The organism is Kocuria sp. CPCC 205235, from assembly GCF_040980905.1.
GTDB classification, from domain to species: Bacteria; Actinomycetota; Actinomycetes; order Actinomycetales; family Micrococcaceae; genus Kocuria; species Kocuria carniphila.
The window spans coordinates 27411-48607 of record NZ_JAVKPR010000019.1; the positions used below are offsets into that span (position 1 = coordinate 27411).

Sequence of the window (21197 nt, forward strand, 5' to 3'; positions counted from 1 at the left end):
CATGAGGGAGGTGCGCACGCCCCACCAACGGTGGCATACGTGCATTCGGTGGATTCGGTGAGTCGGCGGCGAGCCTGAGCCTGGATCCGCCGAGCCGGTTTCTGGAGCGGATTGAGCGGTGCTCGTGGATGGCCTGACTGTCGGTGCTGACGGGGGGCGCGCGGTACCTGCCGGTCTGCCCGGCTTTTCCACTTTCGGTCCCTTCTCGTCGGGACAGGGCTTGCTGGTCAGGTGGCGGCTGTCAGTTGGCCGCTGGCGGTCTCGAAGAGCTCATCCCAGGCCTGCTGCCAGGGCCAGTTGCGCGGTAGGTGCAGCAGCCAGGTGCGGGCACGGTTGGCGATGCGGGCTGGGACGGCGATGAGCTGAGCGCGGATGGTGGCCATGCGGGCTTTGGCGTGGAAGCGCGAGGCCAGCACCCCGGCTGCGCGGGTGAGGTTGAAGGCGATCGCTGCCAGGACGGTCCAGGCGCTGTTGGCGGTGAACACTGCCGAGGGCATGTGGGCCAGCGGACCGTTCTTCAGGTCGGCGATGACCTGCTCGATGATGGCGTGGTCACGGTGAGCGGCCTCTGCCTGGAGCATCGACAGCGGGGAGTCGGTGAACACGGCGTGATGACGGTAGACGTTGAACATCTCGCCCTGGCCCTGGGGCACCGACCGCGGGTTGAGTCGCTTGACGCGGCGCACGATCAGCCGGGCGCTGGTGTGGTCGTCCTTCTTACGAGAGGTGAAGGCGGTGTAGTGGATCTCGGCCACGTCGGCGTCGGAGACCCAGCGCTGCTCGTCCTCGTCCCAGATGGCCTCGGGGTACTTGATTCCCACCCACGCCTCCTCGGGGATGCGGGAGATGGCGGCGACCACGGCCGCGTCCATGCGCGCGGTGATGGAGAAGTGCGCGCCACCGCGGCGGACCGCGGCTACGACATCGTGTTGGTAGAAGGCGCTGTCGGCGCGCACCGTGACCATGCCCCCGGCCCCTGCCCTGCGAGCCGCGGCCAGGGCCTCGGCGATCATCTTGCCCGCCCCGCGCGGTGACTTCACCGAGCCCTTGCGCAGCCGGATGCCGGCGATCACCGGCGCCGCCGTGGGCGTCGACAACGTGGCCACCAGCGCGTTGAGGCCCTTGACGCCGCTGTAGCCGTATCCCGCGCCCTGCTTGGCGTAGCCGTGAGTCTCGCGGATCGTGTCGTCGAGATCGACGTAGGCCATCTCATCGACGCCGGACACCAGCGCAGGCACCCGAGCGGCCAGCGCGGCCAGCAGCCGAGAAGCGATCGCGTCCAGTTGGCGAACGTGCCCGAACTTATAGCCGCGCAGGTGCGTGCCCAGCGTCGTGGGAGCCCGCAACTCGCTGAACGCCCGGCCCATCCCGCCGTGGCGGACCAGGTCCATGTCGCTGATGCTGTCGGCCCCGGCCACCATCCCGCCGACCAGCGCACCGACCTTCACCTGCGCGTTCGCACCGGCGCTGCCGGCCAGGGTGATGTGCGCATCGACCAGGTCCGACAGCCCCGCCGACTCGGCCAGCAGCATCACCGGCACCAGCCCACCGGCAGCGATCAGATTGTCATCATCGAACTCAGCGGAGAAGCTGTGGGAAACTCGCACTACCGATGCTCCTGTAACTCAGCGGTCTGGGACTCTCAGCAAGTCCATTCTCGCTGGTCACAGGAGCATTCGGCTCTCACGACCCGCCCCTCAGCCCGATCCGGCCGGCGGATCCAGGTTCAATGACGGCGACCGCGACCACCCGTACCTTTAGCCGTCGGAATTCGATCCTCCTGGCGCGACCCGTGATCGACGTATCGATGCGTCTCGGATGCATCGTGACGGTACCGGGCTATCGGGGTGTGGCGACGTGTTCGAGTGCATCAATGTCGAGGATGGAGACGTCTCGGCGTCCGTGGAGTTCGATGATGCCGGAGGTGGAGAGCGCGGCGAGGCGTCGGCTCAGGGTTTCGGGCGTGGTTCCGAGGTAGGCGGCGATGTCTTGTTTCGCCATCGGCAGCCTCACCGTGGGTACGCCTGCTCGCATGCTGCCGGGCAGATCTAGCAGGTAGGCCGCCACGCGGGCGTTGACGTCGCTGGAGGTGACGGCGCCCAGCAGTCGCTCGACTGAGGTGAGCCGGTCGGAGAGTGTCCGCAGCATCCGCTGACTGATGTCGGGGTAGTCGCGGAGCAGGGCCGAGAGGTCGGCGTGGTCGAAGACGCACATCCGACTGTCTTCTAGCGCGACGACGAGGTCGACCGGGCGGTGGCCCGTCAGGAAGGCCCGTTCTCCCACGACATCACCGTCTGTCACCGTTCGCAGAATCTGTTCCTGACCATTGGCCGCCGTGTGGCTGACCTTGAGCTGTCCGCTGTGCATCACCAGCAGACGCGACACCGACTGTCCGGGGGAACAAACAATATCCCCCTTGTGGACGCACACCGGGCGAACGAAGTCGGCGACGTGCAGCTGCTCCTGGCGCGTCAGTCCTTGGAAGATCGGTACGCGAGCTACGCACAGGTCATCCTCAGACATGCCTCAAGCCTACCGGAATCGGCGCGGGCGCCACCGTCCCAGATGCCCCAGGGGGCGCCTCGTACGGTGCCGTCCGGACTTGACCTGGGTCAAGGAGTTCGCAGTGGCGCGAACCTATCGTGAAGGTGTCAATACGGAACACCACCAAGAAAGGGATTCTCACAATGACTACCTCCACCGCCACCCACACCCTTTTGAGGGCCGAGGGATTCTCCTGCCCGTCCTGCGTGGCGAAGATCGAAAAGCAGGTCGGCCGCCTCAAGGGTGTCGAGAACGTGAAGGTCCATTTCGCCTCATCCCGCATCGAGATCGACCACGACGCCGAGCGCGTCTCCGTGGATGACCTCGTGACTGCCGTGGCGAAGGCCGGCTATAAGGCCACTCCTTCAGCCTTCTGAGGCACGCGGGCCCCTGTGGGGTCGCACATTTTTCGCTCATACCCGATCTGCCGGTCCGCTGGCACTCATCGCAGAAAGGTCGTACCCGAAAGTGAACAGGCTCCAGAAATGGGTCTATGGGAACTGGTCGGTCCCCGTCGTGTCCGGCGTACTCATCATCATCTCCTTCGCCGTTCAACGGCTGGCCGAGGGTGCGGCCAACCTCACCATCAGCCCCCAGTGGTGGCTCGATGCCGGCGCCCACGCCACCCATGCCACCGCGGTCTTCACCCTCGCGGATGCCTTCATGGTCGCCGCCGCCGTGGTCGCCGGCTACGGGATCGTGATCAAGGCGGTTCGCGCGCTGATCGCCAAGGTCATCGGCATCGACCTGCTGGTGTCGGTGGCGGCCATCGGCGCGGTCATCATCGGCAACTTCTGGGAGGCCGCGGCGGTCACGTTCCTATTCGCCATCGGACACGCTCTGGAAGCGGCGACCCTGAACAAGACCCGCTCGGCCCTGGCCGAGCTGGTCGCCGTCGCCCCGGATTCCGCCGTCGTTGTGCGCGATGGTGAACAACAGGAGATCCCTGCCGGACAGGTGAGAATGGGCGAGATCGTCCTGGTCAAGAACGGCTCGAAGGTCCCCGTGGACGGCCAGGTCGTCTCCGGCTCCGGCGCCATCGATGAGGCCTCCATCACCGGCGAATCGATCCCGGTGGAGAAATCCAAAGGTGACCAGGTGTTCGCCGGCACTGTCTCCCGCGGCGGCTTCCTGCAAGTGCTGGCCACCGGCATCGGCGCGGATACCACCCTGGCCCGCATCATCCACCGGGTGGAGGAGGCCCAGGACGCCAAGGCCCGCACCCAGGCCTTCATGGACCGCTTCTCCCGCTGGTACACCCCCGCCGTCATGGCGCTGGCACTGGCGGCCGGACTGATCGCTGGTGATGTGGTCCTGGCGTTGACCCTGCTGGTCATCGGCTGCCCCGGCGCCCTGGTGATCTCCATTCCGGTCGCGATCGTGGCAGGCATCGGCCGGGCTGCCCGTAATGGCATCCTGATCAAGGGCGGCGAGTTCCTGGAGACCTCGGCCAAGATCTCGGCGGTCGCCGTGGACAAGACCGGCACCCTCACCGAGGGCCAACCTGTCCTGACCGATGTCGTGGTCCTGGATTCCGCACGGGACCGTGCCGACGTGCTGCGCTGGGCCGCGGCCGCCGAGGCCGGGTCGGAGCACCCGCTGGCCCGTCCCATCCTTCAGACGGCGCGCGATGAGGGGGTGGCCCCCGATGGGGTCCCCGGCACCGTCACCCCGGTCCCCGGTAAGGGCATCGCGTCCGACGTTGCCGGCCAACGGGTGCTCATCGGCAACCCGCCGCTGCTGGACCAGTACGGCGTTCCCGACGACGGCAGCGCCGCTCGGGCGGCGGAAACTCTGGCCTCCGATGGAAAGACGCCGATGATCGTGGCCGTCGACAACCAGGTGATCGGCGTCGTCGCCGTCGCCGACCAAATCCGCCAGGATGCCCCCGAGATGGTCGCCCGGCTCCACCGAGCCGGGGTCGAGAAGGTTGTCATGCTCACCGGTGACACCCGACTGGTGGCCGAGGCCGTCGGGAAGGGCACCGGGATCGACGAGATCCACGCCTCTCTGCTCCCCGAAGACAAGCTGGACGTGGTCGCACAGTTGCAACGCCAGGGCCACACGATTGCCATGGTCGGGGACGGCGTCAACGACGCCCCAGCTTTGGCCACCGCGAACATCGGCGTGGCGATGGGCGCGGCCGGTTCGGCCGTGGCCGTGGAGACGGCGGACATCGCCCTGATGGGTGACAACCTGCTCAAACTGCCGGAGGCCATCGGTCTAGCCAAGCGGACTGTGTCCGTGATGCGGCAGAACATCGCGATCGCCCTGATCACCGTGGTGCTGCTGCTGGCCGGTGTTTTCGCCGGCGGGGTGACCATGTCCGTCGGCATGCTCGTCCACGAAGCCTCCGTACTGGTCGTCATCATCAACGCAATGCGACTGCTACGGAAGACCCGCGGTTCGACCACGACGCCACCGGCCGAGAGGACCACGGAGAAAGGGGCACAGCAGGTAACCGCCTGACATCCAAATCCGCACCGGGGCCCTGGGGCCCGCACGCCTCCGGGTCATCCCGAGGACGCGATAAGCACGAAAACTCAGACAGCGACATAGAGACAGCCATACAGGAAGCAGAGGAGATCAGCCATGACCGAGAAGAGCTTCACCCTTGGAGACAACGTCGAGCACTTCACCATCGCGGACGTCGCGAGGGACAACCCGGACTTCCGGAAGGTGCTGTGGACCGGCGAACACGCCCAGATCGTCGTCATGACCATCCCGCCCGGTGGCGAGATCGGGGACGAGGTCCACGAACACACCGACCAGATCCTGACCTTTGTCTCCGGTACCGGCGAGGCGGACCTCAACGGCCACACCCACCCCATCGAGGCAGGCGACCAGTGCGCGGTTCCTGCCGGCGCCCAGCACAACTTCCGCAACACCGGCGAGGAGTCGCTGGTGCTCTACACCGTTTACAGCCCGCCGGAACACGCTATCGGTGTCGCCTTCGCCACAAAGGGCGAAGCCGACGCTGCCGAGGCCGCCGGCCGAGACGAACCACCGCGGCACTGAACAACACCGTCCTGGCGAACCCACTGCGACGCCAAATCCAACCACTGAGAGAGAGTCCATCCCATGTCCAAGGTCTACGTGTTCAACGACTACGGCGGGCCCGAGACCCAGGAGCTGATCGACCGGTCTGTTCCAGTTCCCGGGACCGCAGAGCTGGCCATCGAGGTACGGGCCGCCGGAGTGAACCCCGCCGACTGGAAGATCCGCGAGGGCCAGCTGGGCCATCACTGGAGCCTGCCGGCGCCGATGGGACGTGAGGCCGCCGGCGTGGTCACCCAGCTCGGCGACGGGATCGATGACTTCGCCGTGGGCGACGAAGTGCTCGGGCTGGTGGCACCCGGGCACGGTGGGCTGGCCGAGCACACAGTGTTGCGCGCGTCCACGACCGTGGCCAAGCCCGAGGAGATCTCCTTCACCGACGCCGCCACCATCCCGGTAGCCGCGGCCACGGCCTATGACGCCACCCACCAGATCGAACTCGAAGCGGGCCAGACCCTGCTGCTATTGGGCGCTGGCGGTGGGGTGGGACTGATGGCCGCACAGATCGGCCGGGTGCACGAGTTCAGGGTCATCGGTGTGGCCAGCGCAGCCAAGCGGGGCCTGGTCCAGTCCACCGGTGCCATCTTCGTCGAATCCGGTCCGAACCTGCCCGAACGGGTGCGCGAGATCGCCCCCGACGGGGCAGATCTGATTGTCGACCTCGTCGGTGGGGACGCGCTGCGCGCCGTCGCGGACCTGGTGCCCGACCGGACCCGGATCATCTCAGCGGCTGATCCGGACACCGCCGCCGAGCTGGGCGGCCTGGCCCTGGCACGCACGAATGAGGCTATGGGGAAGATCACCGAGGTGATCCAATACGGGCTCGTCGATCCGCACGTGGACGCCCAGTTCGGCCTGGATGAAGCAGGCCAGGCGATTGCCGCAGTCGAAACCGGACATGCCGCCGGAAAGATCGTCGTAGTGCCCTGAGGCGAGCCCACCGAGGCCGGACGGGGCGCGGTGAGCACGCGTTTTTCATTCGGGGCGGGCACGCTCCACTGCATTGCTCCTGAACAGGGGCTCAGCTCGACGTGCCCGGATGAGCCGAGAGGGTGGGGAGGGTCCCGATGTCGATCGTACCGCGATATGTGCTGGAGACGCGCGCTCCGCAGCCGCGTGCGGGTGCATGTGTCGGCATCGGTGCGGTCACCGCTGGCGGCGTTGCTTCCATCACCTTCGCCACGGTCGCACTCGCTGCTGTACTGCTCTGTGGATGCAGCCAGCAAGGCGCACGTCTGCTGAACGTGCATGGACCGGGCGACGCCTCGGCTCCGGGTCATCCACAGACCGTCGCAACGACTGAGCCTGGATACGCCGAGCGGGTCTTTGGAGTGCATTGAGGGGTGCTCGGGGAGGAGATTGTCGGTCGGTGCTCGTGAAGGGCGTGCGTGATCTGCCGGTCTGCCCGGCCTTTCCACTTTCGCTTTCCTTCTCGTCGGGACAGGGCGGTTGGTCAAGCCGCCGCTGGTAGTGGGGCGCTGGCGGCGTCGAAGAGCGCGGCCCAGGCTTGCTGCCAGGGCCAGTTCCTGGGCATGTGCATCAGCCAGGAGCGGGCGCGGTTGGCGATGCGGGCGGGCACGTTGATGAGCTGGGCGCGGATCGTGGCGGTGCGGGCCTTGGCGTGGAACCTCGAGGCGAGCACTCCGGCGGCGCGGGTGAGGTTGAAGGCGATGGCGGCCAGCACCGCCCAGGCGCTGTTCGCGGTGAACACCCCCGAGGGGCAGTGGGCCAGCGGCCCGTCCTTCAGGTCGGAGATGACCTGTTCGATGATGGCGTGGTCGCGGTGCGCGGACTCCGCGGCGAGCATCGACAGCGGGGAGTCGGTGAAGATCGCGTGGTGGCGGTAGGCGGCCAGCAGCTCGCCCTGCTCGGCGGTGGCCGAGGCTGGGTTCAGTCGCTTGACCCGGCGCACGATGAGCCGGGCAGCCACGTGGTCGGCCTTCTTGCGGGAGGTGAAGGCGGTGTAGGGGATCTCGGCGACCTGCGCGTCGGAGATCCACCGCTGCTCGTCCTCGTCCCAGATCGCCTCGGGATACTTGATCCCCACCCACTCCTGCTCCCCGATGCGGGAGATCGCGGCGACCACGCCGGCGTCCATCCGGGCGGTGATGGAAAAGTGCGCCTTGCCGCGGCGGACCGCGGCGATGACGTCGTGCTGGTAGAACGCGCTGTCGGCGCGCACCGTGATCAGCCCGCCCGCTCCGGCTCTGCGGGCCGCGGCCATAGCGCCTGGGCGATCATCTTGCCCGCACCGCGCGGGGACTTCACCGAGCCTCGACGCAGCCGCATCCCGGCGATCACCGGCGCCGCCGTGGGCGTGGACAGCGTGGAGACCAGCGCGTTGAGTCCCTTGACGCCGCTGTAGCCATAACCCGCGCCCTGCTTGGCATACCCGTGGGTCTGGCGGATCGTGTCGTCGATGTCCAGGTAGGCCACCTCATCGGCCCCACCCACCAGTCCCGGCACTCGTGCCGCCAGCGCGGTCAGCAGCCGGGAAGCGATCGCGTCCAGCTGGCGCACGTGGCCGAACCTGTACCCGCGCAGGTGAGTGCCCAGCGTCGTGGGCGCCCGGTGCTCGGTGAACGCCCGGCCCATGCCGCCGTGGCGAAGCAGGTCCATGTCGCTGATGCTGTCCGCGCCGGCGACCATCCCGGCCACCAGCGCCGCGACCTTCACCGGCGCGTTCGCGCCGGCGCTGCCGGCGACGGTGACGTACTCCTGGACCAGATCCGACAGACCGGCAGATTCGGCCAGCAGCATCACCGGTACCAACCCGCCGGTGGCGATCAGGTTGTCGTCATCGAACTCGGCGGAGAAGTTGTGGGAAACTCGCACTACCGGTGCTCCTGTTGCTCAGCGCGTTTGGGACTCTCGACAAGTCCATTCTCGCTGGTCACAGGAGCATTCGGCTCTCACGACCCGCCACCCACAAGGACCTGACCGGCGGATCCAGGCTGATAGGGGGCTACCGCGCGCACGGCCTTGGGTTTGGGCCGTAGTCGTTCCTCTAACCATGCTGGGGCGATCGGTAGCACGGCGGGCCAGTGAACCGGAATGTAAACCCCCGCGGTCCGCTTGGTGCCCTCAGTCAAACGCGTGCCGGGGGCGACGACGTAACCACCCTGGGCGCGTACATCGACTTGCCACGCGAGCAGGCTGGCGCTGATCCCGATTTCGCCGGAGCGGGCTTGGAAATACAGGTGCGCTCCGCCTGATGGGGTCAGCACGGAGAGGCACTCGGCCCACGGCGTTGGGCCTCGGTCGCAGTGTTCCCACAGCAACGCGAGCGCGTCCTCCCCGTTGGTCACACCGGGCACATTCCACGGCGCCGGTGGTGCGCTGGGCTTGTTGTCGCAATCGACGACGAGCAACCCAGACGCGCCGGTTGCGATGCCCACCCCGGCGCCCTCGGGCCAGTTGAGCAGTTTGGCGGGGTCGGTGGTTGCGTCCTTGTATCCTCGCGAGCCGGGATAGGGGGTTTTCTTGCCCGGTTCCAACGGGAACAGGTGCCAGCCTCGGGCGGCCATGAGTAGGCGCTGTTGGGCGGGGTTGTGGCCCATGAAACCGGCCCCACCCCGGTCGTTTTGGGCGGTAGACTGTTGATACATCACTGGTTCTGCTTTCACTGGTGTTTTGTCCGCGTGTGGGGCGCGGGCTGGTTTGGTTGATAGAGCGGCGCAGGTTCCTACGGGTCTCCTGCGCCGCTCTTTCTGTTTGCGGTGCAGCGGGTCCGGGTCACGCGGCCGAGCCGGTCTGAGTTCGCGTGTTCTCGTCGAGCCACGCTTGAACGTCGGACTCGCGGTAGAGGACACGGCGCCCGGCCTTGGTGAAAGCCGGTCCCCTGCCTTGGAATCGCAGTTGCGCGAGGTTGCCTACCGTGGTGTGGAGGTACTCGGCCAGTTCCACGGGGGTCAGCAGCTTGTCAGTCATTGGTTTCAACCTTTCAGGGTTATAAATTTCTGTGTGTCTCACAGAGTGGACTGTAATTCTGCCTCCTGTCAAGTGACTAGATTTCCTGTACCCTGAGGCCATGGATCAACCCGAACCGATGCGTGCCGTGATTGGCCGGAACGTTCAACAACTGCGCAAGGCGCAGGGCATGACTGCGGAGGAACTCGGCCGGCGAGCGCGTAAGCGCGGCCTGAATTGGGCCACCTCGCGGGTGTCGGACCTTGAGAACGGGCGCAAACCCGTCAGCCTCGCCGAGATGCTGGTACTGGCCCAGGTGCTCAATGACGGGCCAAGGGTGACGCTGGCGGATCTGCTCGCCGGCGCGGATTCCGTGGAGGTCACAGACACGTTCCACATACCTGGGGATGATCTTCACCGTGCGTTGTCCGGTGGGCAGGTAAACATCTACCCGAATGGTAAGAATCGTCATGACGCGCGGGAACGCCATTTCGCGCGATTGGAGCACGTCAATCAGGCGTTCGATTACCTCGGGCTTGATGATTGGGAGCTACTAGAGCGCGGTAGCGAGGCAACCACCGGAGCAGCCGAGGACAAGGCCGCGAAATCACTCGACGTCCCCCGGCTGGTGGTCGACCTCGCAGCGCAATCATTGTGGGGCCAATCGCTGACGGAACGGCGTGACTCACTCGTGAGCGCGGATAGCACACCTCAAGCTCGGGGCCACGTCACCCGCTCGCTTATTGCCGAACTCGGCAAATACATCAAGGATCGTCATGGCGACGATTGAGGCGTACGAAACGAGATCCGGCCGGCGATACCGGGTGCGCTACCGGACACCGGACCGCCGGCAAACAGACAAGCGCGGATTCACCACGAAACGTGACGCCGAACGGTTCGCGCGCACCGTGGAAGTCTCGAAAGATCGCGGCGAGTACATCGACCCGGCAGACTCACGGGTGACCGTCGGCGAGCTCGGCACGGTCTGGATAAACAACCGGACCAACCTCAAGCCGTCCACGTTCCGCACCACCGAGTCAGCGTGGAGGATTCACGTTGAACCGCGCTGGGGTCAAACCCTGGTGTCCGCGGTGCGGTTCTCCGACGTCGAGACGTGGGTGAGTGAGCTATCTGCGGGCAAATCGGCCACAACGGTGCTGCGTGCCCACGGTGTGCTGTTGTCGATCCTCGCCGGTGCTGTGCGTGACCGGCGGATCTTGTCGAACCCGGCCGAGGGCGTCCCACTGCCACGAAAACGCCGCAAGGAACACATCTACCTCTCGCACGAGCAGCTCCACTCTCTCGCGGACGCTGCAGGGGTCCACCGGACGTTGATTCTCGTGCTCGGGTACACCGGGCTGCGGTGGGGCGAAATGGCCGGTCTACGTGTGAAGGACGCGGACCTTACCCGGCGCCGGCTGCACGTGGAACGCAACGCCGTGGAGGTCGGTTCCCGTGTGGAGGTCGGCACCCCGAAAAGTCACAAACGCCGCTCGGTGCCGCTACCCGCGTTCATGATCCCATTGGTGGCCCAACAAGCAGCAGGGAAAGGCCTGGATGAGATCCTGTTTCCGAGCAGCACGGGCGGTTTCATCAAACGGCCCAGCTTGAAAGGCCCAGCAGCGACCGCGCTCACGAGCAACAAACACTCATGGTTCACGTCCGCGCTCAAACGCGCCGAGCTGGACTACATGACGTTGCACGATCTGCGGCACACCGCGGCGTCTCTCGCGGTCTCGGCCGGGGCGAACGTGAAAGCGGTTCAACGCATGTTGGGCCACGCTTCTGCGGCCATGACGTTGGACGTGTACGCGGACCTATTCGACGACGATTTGGACGCCGTGGGTGCGGCTCTCGATCAGGCTGTTTCAGCCTCAGGTGTGGGCAAAATGTGGGCAGACGCAGCCTAGGTGGGCATGAAAAAGGCCCGTAAACCCCGGTATTCCGGCGATCTACGGGCCTTTCAGTGCGTGCGCCCTGTGGGGCTCGAACCCACGACCCATGGATTAAAAGTCCACTGCTCTACCAACTGAGCTAAAGGCGCGTGCCCCGCAACGGCGAACCGGAAACGGAGCACCGCTACTCTACCGCAGGCTCAGCACTTTTCCACTTTCGGCACCCACCGCACGAAGCACTGACTGACGCCCCTGCTCGGTTCGATCGTCATCCGCGACGGCGCGGTTCGCGGCGTGGCTAACCTGGGCACGTGGAGAACATGTGGTGGTTCGCGGCGGGCCTGCTGGCCATGACTCTGTTGGCGATTCTGATACAACGGCAGGCCGGTGTCAGGCTCGGGGTCCAGCCACTCGTGGCGGTGATCCGGGCCGCCGTGCAACTGGCGGTAATCGCCCTGATCCTGCGCGGTGTTTTGGCGTTGCCGTGGCTCGTTCTGGCGTTCGTCGTGCTCATGCTCTCCACCGCCTCGTGGACCTCGTTCAGCAGGTTGAAGGGCATCCCGGACGCGCGAAAGGCCGTGGTGATCGGCATTTTCTCGGGGGCGTTCGTCACGATCGGGCTGATTTTCGGCTTGCGACTGGTCGAGTGGGAGGTCGCCAACGTCGTGGCGGTGGCCGGCATCGTGATCGGCAATACGATGAGCGCGGCAACCCTGACCGGACGGCACTTCGAACGCTCCACGGTGGCTCGGCGCGGGGAGATCGAGGCTTGGCTGTCATTGGGTGCCACCTCTCGAATCGCTTACCAGACCGTAGCTCAGGAATCGATGAAGGAATCGCTGATCCCCAACATCGACCAGACCCGCGCGACCGGTTTGGTCACTCTTCCCGGCGCATTTGTGGGAGCCTTGTTGGGAGGCGCATCCCCCACTCAAGCGGCCATGCTGCAACTGGTGGTGCTCGTGGGGATTCTGCTGACCCAATCCATCTGTTCGTCCGTGGTGATCCGTGTGCTGTCCGGTTCGCCCGTGGTCCCGCAAGAGGTACGTACTTCATGAGCACCGTTCCCAAAACTAAGCTGGGTCCCTCCGTCATCACCGAGTACCTGCAACGGGTGGTGGAGGACCTTCGAGAGGTTGAGGGCGGGGCCGTCAAGGACTCCATTCCCGCGCTGGCCAATGCCGATCCCCATCCGATCGGGATCGCAGTGGCCACCGTGGACGGCGCCATTTATCAGGCCGGTGACTCCAAGCAGGAATTCTGCATTCAGTCGATCTCCAAGGCCTTCACCTATGCACAGGCACTCACGGACCGCGGCATGGACGGGGTGTTCGAGAAGATCGATGTGGAGCCCAGCGGTGACGCGTTCAATGAGATCTCCCTCCAGCCTGAAACGGGCCGTCCGGCGAACCCCATGATCAACGCCGGCGCGATCGCGGCAACGTCCCTGGTCAAGAACACCGCCCACGGCACCCGGCGTGAGCGCATCCTGCGTCTGTATTCCCGGTTGGCCGGTCGCCAACTGCGCATCAACAAGACCATCCACGCTCAGGAACACCGCTCCGGGGATCGCAACCGCGCGCTCGGCTGGTTGTTGTCCTCCCGCGACATCATCGAGGGGGACCCCACCGATGCGCTGGAGGACTACTTCGCGCAGTGTTCGGTCATGCTCAACTGTGTCGACCTCGCACGGATGGGTGCCACGCTCGCGGCAGGCGGCGTCAATCCCCTGTCGGGTGAACGCGTGCTCGACACCCAGGTGGTCTCCGACGTGTTGTCCGTGATGTACACGTGCGGCATGTACGACGACGCCGGCCGCTGGGCCTTGAAGGTCGGGTTGCCCGCCAAATCCGGCGTGGCCGGCGGGATCATCGCGGTACTGCCCGGGCAGTTGGCCGTAGCCGTGTTCTCACCCCCACTGGATCAGCACGGCAACTCCGTGCGTGGCGTTGCAGCGTGCGAACGCCTGACCCAGGACCTGGACCTGCACTTCGCCCGCACCGAACGCAACGGGCACTCCACGGTGCGTTCGGAGTACTACCTCTCCGAGGCGCCGTCGTTGATGCGCCGCAACGATGCGGCCAACGAGGTCCTCGAGGAACACGGCGAGGACGTGCGGATCGTCGAGCTCCAGGGTGACTTGCGCTTCGCCGGTGCCGAAACTGCGATTCGGACCATCCGCGAGGCCGCGCGGGAGTGCACCTACGTCCTAGTTGACATCAGGCAGGTCGATGACCTGGCCCGATACGTCATGCCACTTCTGGGACGCACCTCCGAACAGCTGGAGAACGCGCAACGCCACCTGGCGATCATTGCCGAAAAGGGATCTGAGCACACCCAGGACCTGGATCACCCGGTCACGGTGTTTCCCACCCGTGCCGAGGCCCTGACCTGGGCCGAGGACCGGATTCTCGAGAAGTTCGGCGGCCCGGAGTGCATGCCGGACAAGGTCCATTCCACGGATTCGGACCTGCTCAGCTCGCTCTCCGACGACGACGTCGCAGAAATCCGCTCCAAGACCACTCGCGTGGAATGGCCGGCCGGCACCACGGTGCTCCGGGCCGGCCAGCGTTTCGAGGGCGTGTACATGGTGGTCTCCGGCAACGTGGAGATCACCCGCCGCTCCCCCACGGGTGAACGGGTCGAGTTGGAGGTCCTCGGTCCGGGTAAGAGTTTCGGTGAGGTGGCCCTGGGCACGGATTCCCGTCACATGGTCAGCTTCACGACCCTCACGGACGTGATCGCCCGCAAGCTGCCCCCGGAGGCCGTGGACGAGATCGAAAAAACACACCCCGAACTCGCGCTGCGTTGGTGGCGCGCCGTCTCCACTCACGCGATGCGCCGCATCGAGGAACGCTGGCGGCAACAGGCCGGGGAAACCCACACCGCCGACTGATCACGGGCGTAGGCTGGAGCGCATGAATGAACCGCGCCAGCACCATTCACCCGTGAAGTTCTCGCCAGAGCAGTTCGACGCCCACGAGGGCGGAACGGATCCTGCGCGGGTCTCGGAGGCCGCGCACCTCGCCGCTCACGCGTTGGTGTCCCGGGGCCGTGAGGCGGATGATCCAGAGGTTCATCAGCGCTTGGTTCAGCTCACCGACGAGCAGGGACTGGAAGGCATCGCCGAGCTCTGGGCGCAGGCACCGGCGGTCTCGCTTCCCGGGGCCCTGTGGCGGTTGTACGCACTGCGCGCGGCCGCCCGCACGGACCCGCACCGCATGGGCCGCTGGTTCGCGGCGGGCAAGGGCACGGCGCAAGTCTCGGATGTGGTGGCCGGGGTGGCGGGCCTTCCCGGGGCCGAGGAAATTTGCCAGGTCGCGGACACCATTTTGTCCGGTGCGTTCAACGGCGATTTCGACGTCGCTCTGGAGCGGTTCGCTGCCTTCTGTCGCGTCATTGCGCTGGGCCAGGAACGCACCCAGGACATCCCGAGCCTTGCCGTCCGACACGCGGACCAGCGGATTCCGAGGCTGTCCCGCACGGCCAACGAACTGGACGCCGCCGCGAAGGCCTGGCGAATCGGGGCATTGGATTAGCCCCCCGCGCAGGGTTTAGCATGGATGACAGGTGTCGGGCCGTGGCAGCCCCGGGCTCCATCATTTAGCCGCTACGAGCGGCCTTCCGCCGAGAGGCGCTCCCGGTCCGGCACCCCTTCTTCCCGGCTCGTTCTGACCGGCGATCCTTGGGCCCGACAACGTGTCAGCCATGTCTCCGTGCGTCCGTTCTGTTCACCTACTACGGGTACAGTGAGGGCGAAAATTCACTTGGATGACACATAAAGGATGGGCGCACGCATGGCCTTTCGGATCTTCCCCGAAGACGAACGGGTGATTGAACTTCTGGTTCACATGTCCCAGTGCGTCACCACATGCGTAGACCTGTTGGCCGAACACATCAGCGCCACCGACGAGCGTCGCCAAGAAACGTTGCAAGCTCTCCTGGACGCCGAGGACGAGTGCTCCAACCTGTACTTCTCCCTGATGACCACGACCCGCTCTTCGTACGTGGTGCCCATCCCCCGCCAGGACCTGTACATCCTGGGCCAGTGGATCTTGAAGTCCGTTGAAGCCTTGGTGGCGTGCGCCGAGACCCAGGAGCTTTATCAGATCGGGCGCCCCACCTCCTACGCCACGGAACAGCTGAACATCATCCGGCTGATGGCCGAGATGACCACGAAAGCCATGGGCCGGCTGGCCACCCTGGACGAACTCGACGATTACTGGTTCGAGATGATCCGCCTGTCGCGCCAGTCCGAACGGACCCACCGCACCTACCGTGCGGCGCTGCTGGACAAGCACAAGGCACCCCATGCGCTACGCCGCTTGGACGCCGCCGGAAGTATCCTGGACGCGGCCCGCGCGCTGTCACACGTGTCCGCCGAGGTCGGCCGAGTACTCGTCGCGGAATCCTGATAGCCCATGGCAGAAATCCTCTTGGTCGTCGGCCTTGTGCTGGCCGTCGCATTCACGGTGGTCAACGGCTTTCACGACGCCTCCAACGCGAACGCCCTACCCGTCCGATTCAATGCCCTCACCCCGCGGGTAGCCGTATGCATAGGCGCCGTGTTCAACCTGGCCGGCGCGCTGACCGTTGGTCTGGTCCTCACGCAGTTGATCCCGTTCGACATTCCCATCCCCATCAGCATGGTGGGAACGGTCGTCATTATTTGCACCCTGATCACCGCGGTGGCCTGGGACCTGCTCACCTGGTGGTGGGCCATGCCGTCCTCGTCCACCGCAGCCATGAGCGGTGGCGTGATCGGCGCACTGGTGGGTGCCCACGCCGTCGGATTGGTTCAGGACCTGGCCGTCGACAGTTTCACGATCTGGCGGCTTGCTCTGCCGATCGTTGTGGCGCCTGCCATCGCCTTCGTTCTGGCGCAGCTGCTGGTCTTCCTGGCCGTATACCTGGTTCGACATGAAGCACCCGGGGTGGTGAAGAGCCGTTCCGCCGTGGTCCAGGCAACCGGGGCGGCCGCCATCCACTTCGGCCACGGTATCCAGCACGGCCGCCGGGCCATCTGGATTTTCGTGGTCCTGCTCATGTGCTACGGAACGTTCATCCCCATCTCTCACATCCCGTGGTGGATCCCGCTGCTCGTGGGAGTGTGCCTCGGTGCGGGCACCTTGCTGGGCGGTTGGCGGATTGCCTACACCCTCTCCTCCCGTGTCGTGAACCTGGACCCCCTCCGCGGTGCCGTGGCCCAAACGGTTGCGGGCACGCTGCTCTTCGTCGGTGGTTTCCTGGTCCCGCTACCCATGTCCACGTCCCAGACCAGCACTGCCGCAATCCTCGGCGCGGGTTCCGGTCAGCGCTTCCGAACCGTCTACCACCGCACCCTGGTCCAGGTGCTCCTGACCTGGGCCGGTACGGTCCCGGCCTGCGCCTTGGTGTCCATCATCTTGTTCCTGGCCGCCTCGCCGCTTCTGCAGCTGGCTTCTTAGCCAACGACGCCGCCGCGTTCGCCGGACCCAGCGTGGGGAACCGGCGCGCGCGGCGGCGTCGTCGTGAGTCAGGAGGCGCGAGAAACGCTACCGATCAGCCGAAGCGGCCGGAGACGTAGTCCTCGGTCTCCTTCTTCTGCGGGTTGTTGAAGATCTCCGTGGTGGGGGCGTACTCGATGAGCTTGCCGGGCTTGCCGGTGCCCTCGATGTTGAAGAACGCGGTGCGGTCTGACACGCGCGATGCCTGCTGCATGTTGTGCGTCACGATCACCACGGTGTAATCCGTCTTGAGCTCGTTGATGAGGTCCTCGATGGCCAGAGTGGAGATGGGGTCCAGCGCGGAGCAGGGCTCATCCATGAGGATCACGTCCGGCTTCACGGCAATGGCGCGCGCAATGCACAGACGCTGCTGCTGCCCACCGGACAGACCCGAGCCCGGCTTGTTCAGACGGTCCTTGACCTCGTTCCAGAGGTTGGCACCGCGCAGCGAGGATTCGACCAGCTCATCCGCGGCCTTGGAAGAGATGCGCTTGTTGTTGAGCTTCACACCCGCCAGCACGTTGTCGCGAATGGACATGGTGGGGAACGGGTTGGGGCGCTGGAAGACCATACCGATCATGGAACGCACCGTGACCGGGTCCACGCCCTTGCCGTACAGGTCGTCACCGTCAAGCAGCACCTTCCCCTTGGCGTACGCGCCGGGGATGACCTCGTGCATGCGGTTGAGCGTGCGCAGGAAGGTGGACTTACCGCAGCCGGAGGGGCCGATGAATGCGGTCACGGACCGCGCTTCAATGTTGATGTTGACGTCCTCGACGGCCAGGAAGTCGCCGTAGTAAACGTTCAGGTCTTCAACGTCGATTCGTTTCGACATGGTGTGGATTCCTTAGGACTCGTGACTCGATGGATGCTTAGCGGCCGGCCGTCTTAGGCGCGAAGGCCTTGGCGATCAGTCGGGCAAGAAGGTTGAGCAGCATCACGATCGCGATCAGGATCAGTGCCGCGGCCCAGGCCCGCTGCAGTGAGGGGTCGGGGTTGGTGGGCGAGGTGGGTGTCATGATCTGGTAGTAAATGTACGTGGGCAGCGTGGTCATCCAGCCGGAGAACGAGTTCCAGTTGATGGCCGTTGCAAAGCCCGCGGTTACCAGCAGCGGAGCGGTCTCACCGATCACGCGGGCAATAGCCAGCGTAACGCCGGAGGCGATACCGGAGATCGCGGTGGGGATGACCACCTTGAGGATGGTGCGCCACTTCCGCACGCCCAGCGCGTAGGAGGCCTCGCGCAGTTCGTTGGGAACGATGCGCAGCATTTCCTCGGTGTTCTTCACGACCGTGGGGATCATGAGCACGGTCAAGGCGACCGCGGCCACGAAACCGGTACGGGTGGACGGACCGAAGATCATGCCGAACAACGCCGCGGCGAACAGACCGGCCACGATGGACGGGATACCGGTCATGACGTCCACGAAGAACGTAATGGCCTTACCCAACCAACCGTTGTTGGAGTACTCCACCAGGTAGATCGCGGTCAGCAGGCCAATGGGCACGGACATCAGCGTGGCCCAGAAGGTGATGGACACCGTACCCACGATCGCGTGGTAGGCACCGCCCACGACATCTCCGGGAGCTTCCGCGAAGTTGTCCTGCGCGCCGGTCACACCGTTCATGGACGTGAGCAGAAGGTTGGACGTCAGGCCGGGGATACCGTTGGCCAGCACCGTGTAGATCACCGAGATCAGCGGGATCACGGCCAGGATGAACGCGGTGTAGACCAGGAAGGTCATGAGTGAGTCGGAACCGGCGCGCGAACCCTCGATCGCGCCGATCAACAGCGGGCCCACAACCAGGAACACGAGGGCGGCGAAGATCGCCCAGGTGGCAATGTTGAAGCCGATGAGCGCGGAAATCGCGGCACCCACCACAATGGCACCCACACCGATCACGGGGATGAGCCACTTGGGGCGCTGACCGCGAGTCAGTCGAGACTCGCGCACGGGAGAAGTACCGGGCTTAGTCGTAGTCGTTGACATCAGTTAGCTCCCGAGAATTCCTTGTAGCGGGCAATGATGGCGCGAGCGATCATGTTCACCACCAGGGTGATCAGGAACAGCACCAGACCAGCGGCAATCAGCTCGGACAACCGCAGACCGTAAGCCTCCGGGAAGTTCAGGGCGATTTCGGCGGCGATCGTCTGGTTACCGGACTTGATCAGCGAAGCGATCATGGGGCCCGAGGACAAAACCAGGGCCACGGCCATGGTCTCGCCCAGTGCTCGACCCAGGGCCAACATCACGGAAGAGATGATGCCCGGTCGTGCGAAGGGCAGCACCGACATCCGGATCATTTCCCAGCGAGTGGCACCCAACGCCAGGGCTGCTTCTTCGTGCAGCTTGGGCGTCTGGGTGAAGATCTCCCGGGACATGGACGTGATGATGGGGAGGATCATGATGGCCAGCACCACGCCGGCGGTCATCATGGTCTTACCGGTTTGGGACGCGGGGCCGGCGAAGATCGGGATGAAGCCGAGGTTCTCGGCCAGCCAGTTGTAGAACGGCACCAGCGCCGGAGCCAGCACCGTGGCACCCCATGCGCCGTAGATCACGGAGGGAATGGCCGCCAGCAGGTCGATCACGTATCCGACCGACTTGGAGATTCGGGCGGGTGCGTAGTGGGAGATGTAGAGGGCCACCAGGATGCCGATGGGCGTGGCGATCAGCAGCGCAATGATGGCTGCGATCAACGTGCCGAGCACGAGGGGCCAAATGTATGAGAAGAATCCTTCTCCGCCGGTGATCTCGTCGGCCGGAGCCGCGAACGTGGGCAGCGCCTGCAACAGCAGGAACAGTGCCACGGCCGCGAGCACGGCGAAGATCAAGATGCCCGCTGCGAGACTCAATCCTGAGAAAATTGAGTCACCCGCGCGACCGGCCGCGGAGTTCTTGGTCCCCGGCTTCTGTGCGCTCGCTGTGGTGGACATGTACAGAGTCCCTTCAGATCATGGTCAGTTCGCGTGCCTGGGCAACCTACCATCCATTGTCAGGACGGAAGAGACCCGGGCGTTCGGCGCACAGACGGCGTCGACGCGATACCCGCGCCGACGCCGTTTGTGCGCGTTAGGTCGTCAGGTCAGCCCTGGACCTTGATGGACTCCACAGCTGCCGTGGCCTGCTCGCGCAAGGTCTCGGACAACGGAGCGGAACCGGCGGAATCAGCCGCGGTCTTCTGGCCGTCCTCGGAAATCACGTAGGACTCGAAGGCCTTGACGAGGTCAGCGGTCTCCTGGGAGTCGTACTGGGAGCAGACCACGTGGTAGGAGATCAGCACGAGCGGGTAAGCACCGGCTTCGGTGGTGTCGCGCTCGAGCTCGATGGCCATGTCGTGCTCGCTGCGGCCTTCGACCTGCTTGGAGACCTCAACGGCCTTTGCTGCAGCTTCAGGGGAGTGCGGCACGTACTCTTCGCCGACCTTGATGTCCACGGTGCCGAGGTCACCCACTGCGGAGGCATCCGCGTAGGTGATGGTTCCCTCGGTGCCCTGGGTGGTGTTCACAACACCGGAGGTGCCCTTGTCGTTCTCAGCGGCGTACTTGGAGGGCCATGCCTGATCCGGCTCGTCGGTCCAGTCCTGGGGAGCGGCCGAGTGCAGGTATTCGGTGAAGTTCTCGGTGGTGCCGGAGTCATCGTTACGGTGCACCACGGTGATGCGAGTGTCCGGCAGGTCTGCATCCGGGTTCTGCTCGGCGATCTCGGGAGCGTTCCAGGTCTCGATCTCGCCCTTGAAGATCTTGGCGATGGTGGGGGCATCCAGCTTGAGGCTGTCCACGCCGGGCAGGTTGAAGGCCACGGCAATCGGGGAGATGTAGACGGGGAGGTTCAGCGAACCGTCGGTGCCGCACTGCTCCTTGGACTCCTCGTTCTCCTCGTCGCTCATGAAGGCGTCGGAACCGGCGAACTGGGCGCCGCCGGCCAGAAAGGCGGTGCGGCCCGCACCGGAGCCGTCCGGGGAATACTGAACGGTCGCGCCGCTGTTGGCGGACTGGAAACCGTTCTGCCAAGCGGTCATGGCGGCCTGCTGCGACGATGCGCCGATACCGGTCAGGGTGCCGGAGACGCTGGACTCGCCGCCGCCACCGTTGGAGTCGCCGCCTTCGTTGCCGGTCGGGTTGTCCGAGCCGCAAGCGGTCAGGGCGAGGGCGCCAATGGCGAGAACGGCGGCTGAACGGCCGTAGTAGGAAGCCTTCACAGTGTTACCCCTTCATGGAATATTTCCGGCGGTGCCGGTGGATCGCAAAACGGCCGGACTCGGCCATCAACCCGCCTACGGAAAGCGCATATCCGTAGTGGTT

General features: G+C 65.3%; 19 protein-coding genes, 1 tRNA gene and 1 pseudogene. 11 read left to right on the top strand and 10 right to left on the bottom strand.

Features of this window, described 5'->3' with window-relative positions:
• Positions 1–227: 227 nt before the first annotated feature.
• Together RF638_RS12325 and RF638_RS12330 are read right to left on the bottom strand one after the other, a co-directional pair.
• Positions 228–1607, bottom strand: a complete 1380-nt coding sequence (locus RF638_RS12325) for an IS1380 family transposase (RefSeq protein WP_095797264.1) — start codon at positions 1605–1607, stop codon at positions 228–230.
• A 232-nt stretch (positions 1608–1839) separates the two neighbouring features.
• Entirely contained in the window at positions 1840–2523 is a 684-nt protein-coding gene (locus tag RF638_RS12330) for a Crp/Fnr family transcriptional regulator (RefSeq protein WP_005053946.1), read from the bottom strand.
• A gap of 164 nt (positions 2524–2687) precedes the next feature.
• Between RF638_RS12330 and RF638_RS12335 the strand changes: the two genes are divergently transcribed.
• From RF638_RS12335 to RF638_RS12350, 4 genes are all read left to right on the top strand, one after another.
• Positions 2688–2921 carry a heavy-metal-associated domain-containing protein gene (locus RF638_RS12335; RefSeq protein ID WP_005053944.1) on the top strand — a complete coding sequence of 78 codons (234 nt, stop codon included), beginning with the start codon at positions 2688–2690 and terminating at the stop codon, positions 2919–2921.
• Between the two features lie 91 nt (positions 2922–3012).
• Positions 3013–5013, top strand: a complete 2001-nt coding sequence (locus RF638_RS12340) for a cation-translocating P-type ATPase (protein ID WP_129700770.1) — start codon at positions 3013–3015, stop codon at positions 5011–5013.
• A 123-nt stretch (positions 5014–5136) separates the two neighbouring features.
• Positions 5137–5562, top strand: a complete 426-nt coding sequence (locus tag RF638_RS12345) for a cupin domain-containing protein (protein WP_005053940.1) — start codon at positions 5137–5139, stop codon at positions 5560–5562.
• A 63-nt stretch (positions 5563–5625) separates the two neighbouring features.
• The gene (locus tag RF638_RS12350; protein ID WP_005053937.1) at positions 5626–6531 is read left to right on the top strand and encodes an NADP-dependent oxidoreductase; all 906 of its coding nucleotides are present in this window, start codon (positions 5626–5628) and stop codon (positions 6529–6531) included.
• A gap of 523 nt (positions 6532–7054) precedes the next feature.
• Here the strand turns inward: RF638_RS12350 and RF638_RS12355 are convergent.
• The 3 genes and pseudogenes from RF638_RS12355 to RF638_RS12365 all read right to left on the bottom strand — a co-directional run bounded on the left by RF638_RS12355 (position 7055) and on the right by RF638_RS12365 (position 9531).
• Positions 7055–8436 (bottom strand): annotated as a pseudogene (locus tag RF638_RS12355) (IS1380 family transposase).
• 77 nt (positions 8437–8513) lie between these two features.
• Positions 8514–9209, bottom strand: coding sequence for a bifunctional DNA primase/polymerase (locus RF638_RS12360; protein WP_368842148.1), 696 nt, complete (start codon positions 9207–9209; stop codon positions 8514–8516).
• A gap of 127 nt (positions 9210–9336) precedes the next feature.
• The gene (locus RF638_RS12365; protein ID WP_129700766.1) at positions 9337–9531 is read right to left on the bottom strand and encodes an AlpA family transcriptional regulator; all 195 of its coding nucleotides are present in this window, start codon (positions 9529–9531) and stop codon (positions 9337–9339) included.
• A 100-nt stretch (positions 9532–9631) separates the two neighbouring features.
• Here RF638_RS12365 and RF638_RS12370 point away from each other — a divergent pair, with 100 nt between their 5' ends.
• Together RF638_RS12370 and RF638_RS12375 are read left to right on the top strand one after the other, a co-directional pair.
• Entirely contained in the window at positions 9632–10300 is a 669-nt protein-coding gene (locus RF638_RS12370) for a helix-turn-helix domain-containing protein (RefSeq protein ID WP_129700764.1), read from the top strand.
• The gene (locus tag RF638_RS12375) at positions 10287–11420 is read left to right on the top strand and encodes a site-specific integrase (protein ID WP_129700762.1); all 1134 of its coding nucleotides are present in this window, start codon (positions 10287–10289) and stop codon (positions 11418–11420) included. The genes RF638_RS12370 and RF638_RS12375 overlap by 14 nt, the downstream gene beginning before the upstream one ends.
• A 61-nt stretch (positions 11421–11481) precedes the next feature.
• On the opposite strand, the gene RF638_RS12380 is transcribed toward RF638_RS12375, so the two are convergent.
• A tRNA-Lys gene (locus RF638_RS12380) sits at positions 11482–11554 on the bottom strand.
• 171 nt (positions 11555–11725) lie between these two features.
• On the opposite strand from RF638_RS12380, the gene RF638_RS12385 reads away from it, so the two are divergent.
• From RF638_RS12385 to RF638_RS12405, 5 genes are all read left to right on the top strand, one after another.
• Positions 11726–12463: an ABC transporter permease gene (locus RF638_RS12385; RefSeq protein ID WP_368842149.1), complete on the top strand. Its 738-nt coding sequence runs from the start codon at positions 11726–11728 to the stop codon at positions 12461–12463.
• Positions 12460–14301: a glutaminase A gene (gene glsA, locus RF638_RS12390; RefSeq protein ID WP_095797722.1), complete on the top strand. Its 1842-nt coding sequence runs from the start codon at positions 12460–12462 to the stop codon at positions 14299–14301. Before RF638_RS12385 ends, glsA begins: the two co-directional genes overlap by 4 nt.
• Before the next feature lie 22 nt (positions 14302–14323).
• Positions 14324–14944 carry a hypothetical protein gene (locus tag RF638_RS12395; RefSeq protein ID WP_095797721.1) on the top strand — a complete coding sequence of 207 codons (621 nt, stop codon included), beginning with the start codon at positions 14324–14326 and terminating at the stop codon, positions 14942–14944.
• A gap of 258 nt (positions 14945–15202) precedes the next feature.
• Complete coding sequence (locus RF638_RS12400; RefSeq protein WP_368842144.1) at positions 15203–15820, top strand: DUF47 domain-containing protein; 618 nt, start codon at positions 15203–15205, stop codon at positions 15818–15820.
• Between the two features lie 6 nt (positions 15821–15826).
• The gene (locus tag RF638_RS12405; protein WP_315278805.1) at positions 15827–16852 is read left to right on the top strand and encodes an inorganic phosphate transporter; all 1026 of its coding nucleotides are present in this window, start codon (positions 15827–15829) and stop codon (positions 16850–16852) included.
• A 94-nt stretch (positions 16853–16946) separates the two neighbouring features.
• Here RF638_RS12405 and pstB read toward each other — a convergent pair whose 3' ends face one another.
• The 4 genes from pstB to pstS form a co-directional block, all read right to left on the bottom strand.
• The gene (gene pstB / locus RF638_RS12410; RefSeq protein ID WP_095797718.1) at positions 16947–17726 is read right to left on the bottom strand and encodes a phosphate ABC transporter ATP-binding protein PstB; all 780 of its coding nucleotides are present in this window, start codon (positions 17724–17726) and stop codon (positions 16947–16949) included.
• A 37-nt stretch (positions 17727–17763) separates the two neighbouring features.
• Positions 17764–18882 carry a phosphate ABC transporter permease PstA gene (pstA, locus tag RF638_RS12415; RefSeq protein WP_095797717.1) on the bottom strand — a complete coding sequence of 373 codons (1119 nt, stop codon included), beginning with the start codon at positions 18880–18882 and terminating at the stop codon, positions 17764–17766.
• Positions 18882–19829, bottom strand: a complete 948-nt coding sequence (gene pstC, locus RF638_RS12420) for a phosphate ABC transporter permease subunit PstC (RefSeq protein WP_095797716.1) — start codon at positions 19827–19829, stop codon at positions 18882–18884. The genes pstA and pstC overlap by 1 nt, the downstream gene beginning before the upstream one ends.
• 149 nt (positions 19830–19978) lie before the next feature.
• Positions 19979–21094, bottom strand: a complete 1116-nt coding sequence (gene pstS / locus RF638_RS12425) for a phosphate ABC transporter substrate-binding protein PstS (RefSeq protein WP_095797715.1) — start codon at positions 21092–21094, stop codon at positions 19979–19981.
• Between the last annotated feature and the right edge of the window lie 103 nt (positions 21095–21197).